This window comes from Streptomyces sp. NPDC005574, from assembly GCF_040605435.1.
Classification (GTDB): domain Bacteria; phylum Actinomycetota; class Actinomycetes; order Streptomycetales; family Streptomycetaceae; genus Streptomyces.
In genome coordinates this window covers 1-1,821 of sequence record NZ_JBEXCW010000286.1, presented here as the reverse complement: position 1 = coordinate 1,821, position 1,821 = coordinate 1, and the positions used below count along the sequence as shown (strand labels likewise).

Annotated in this window: 3 protein-coding genes; all 3 read left to right on the top strand. The window is 58.4% G+C overall.

Annotated features, from left to right (window positions below; genetic code table 11):
* The first annotated feature begins 193 nt into the window (after positions 1-193).
* The 3 genes from ABZT03_RS44170 to ABZT03_RS44160 all read left to right on the top strand — a co-directional run bounded on the left by ABZT03_RS44170 (position 194) and on the right by ABZT03_RS44160 (position 1,659).
* The gene (locus ABZT03_RS44170; protein ID WP_356049954.1) at positions 194-721 is read left to right on the top strand and encodes a group II intron maturase-specific domain-containing protein; all 528 of its coding nucleotides are present in this window, start codon (positions 194-196) and stop codon (positions 719-721) included.
* A gap of 376 nt (positions 722-1,097) precedes the next feature.
* Positions 1,098-1,340 carry a group II intron maturase-specific domain-containing protein gene (locus tag ABZT03_RS44165; RefSeq protein ID WP_356049952.1) on the top strand — a complete coding sequence of 81 codons (243 nt, stop codon included), beginning with the start codon at positions 1,098-1,100 and terminating at the stop codon, positions 1,338-1,340.
* A gap of 58 nt (positions 1,341-1,398) precedes the next feature.
* The gene (locus ABZT03_RS44160) at positions 1,399-1,659 is read left to right on the top strand and encodes an HNH endonuclease (RefSeq protein WP_356049950.1); all 261 of its coding nucleotides are present in this window, start codon (positions 1,399-1,401) and stop codon (positions 1,657-1,659) included.
* Positions 1,660-1,821: the final 162 nt, after the last annotated feature.

Below are 1,821 nucleotides of genomic sequence, written 5' to 3'. Positions count from 1 at the left end.
CCCCGACGACATGACCACGGATCCTGCCGCACCCACCCCACACCTGTCACATCGTCAGGAGACGGACACGCGACCGACCTTCTGAATGCTTACCCCGGGCCGCTCATCCAACAAACTGAGTCTCCGGACACGCCGGGGCGGTTCAACATCAACGATCAGCAGTCACAAGATCTGAGGCTGTAGTACCCGCCTGGTGCGGGATGCTCTTGCGCAAAGATTGGCGCAGGTCGGTCTGGAATTGCATCCGGACAAGACACGCATCGTCTATTGCAAGGACGCGGACCGGCGGGGCTCGTATGAGCACACGTCGTTCACGTTCCTTGGGTATACGTTCCGGCCCAGGCTGGCCAAGAACCGGTACGGGAAGCGCTTTGTGAGCTTCCTGCCCGCGGTCAGTAAGGAGGCGGGCAAGGTTTTGCGTTCCTGGCGCATCGCGAACCGCAGTGACAATTCCCTGATGGACCTTGCGCGGATGTTCAACAGCATCGTGCAGGGTTGGATCAACTATTACGGGCGCTTCTACAAGTCCATGTTGTATCCCCTCCTCCGGCGCATCAACAGGATGTTGGTGGGCTGGGCTTGCCAGAAGTACAAACGACTACGCTGCCGGGAGAAGCGAGCGGGAGAACTGCTGGCGGGCACTGCCCGTCGGTATCCCAACATGTTCGCCCACTGGCGGTTCAGCCTCAAACCTGACGGCTGGGCAATGGGAGCCGTGTGAGCCGAGAGGCTCCCGCACGGCTCTGCGAGCGGCGGCGGGTGCGATTCCCGCCGCCGACTCTCCTTGCAGTGTTCTGCACGAGCAAGGAGGAAGCTGAGACGGTCAAGTCGCGGCTTGGCGACTGGCTTGAACCCCGAGGTCTTCGCTTCAACGAAGAGAAGACACGAATCCTTCACCTTTCCGAGGGTTCGACTTCCTCGGCTTCAATGTCCGACGCCATGGCGACAGCCTGATCATTACGCCCAGCAAGGATACGGTGAAGAGAATCCGGAATCGACTGCGTTCCGAGATGCAAGCTCTCCTCGGCTAGAGCATCACAGTCGTACTCGGCAGACTCTCCCCGATCGTCAGGGGCTGGTCTGCGTACTACCGGACGGTGGTATCCAGCAAAACATTCTCAGCGTTGGACAGCTACGTGTGGACGCTCACCTACAAGTGGGCCAAGCGCACCCACCCGAAGAAGTCGAAGCACTGGATCGTCAACAAGTACTTCGACAGACTCAACCGGTCCAAGAACAATAACTGGGTCTTCGATGACCGCACCACAGGTGCACATCTCCAAGTTCGCCTGGACCAACATCAGAAGGCATCAACTAGTCAAGGGAAATTCGTCACCTGACGATCCCGCGCTCCATAACTACTGGAGTCAGCGTCACAGGACGCGCACACCTCCGCCAATGGACAAGATCAGCCTTACTCTGGCAGCCCGTCAGAAAGGACTCTGTCCGCTCTGCGGTCAGGCGCTCATCGTTGGAGCAGAATACGAGCCGGAAAGCCCACGTGAGTGGATCGACTGGTTCGACGCGATGAAGAAGCGGTTACACAAACACCACTTCGCCTACCGGCTAGACGGCGGATCTGATGAAGTCAAGAATCTTCGACGCGTTCATTCCGAATGCCATCAGCAGCTTCATGCACGAGATGGCAGCAACAAATAGCAGATTCTGTGAAGCGTTTGGGCTTGCTTGAGCCGTGGTGCCTGGAAACAGGCATGCCCGGTTCGGAGCACGGCCCCGGCGTAGTTGTCCCTTGAGTGGTTCTGCCCCGTTTTGATGTGGCTAGTTGCAGGACGAGCGCGACTTCTGATGATCTTTCAGGTC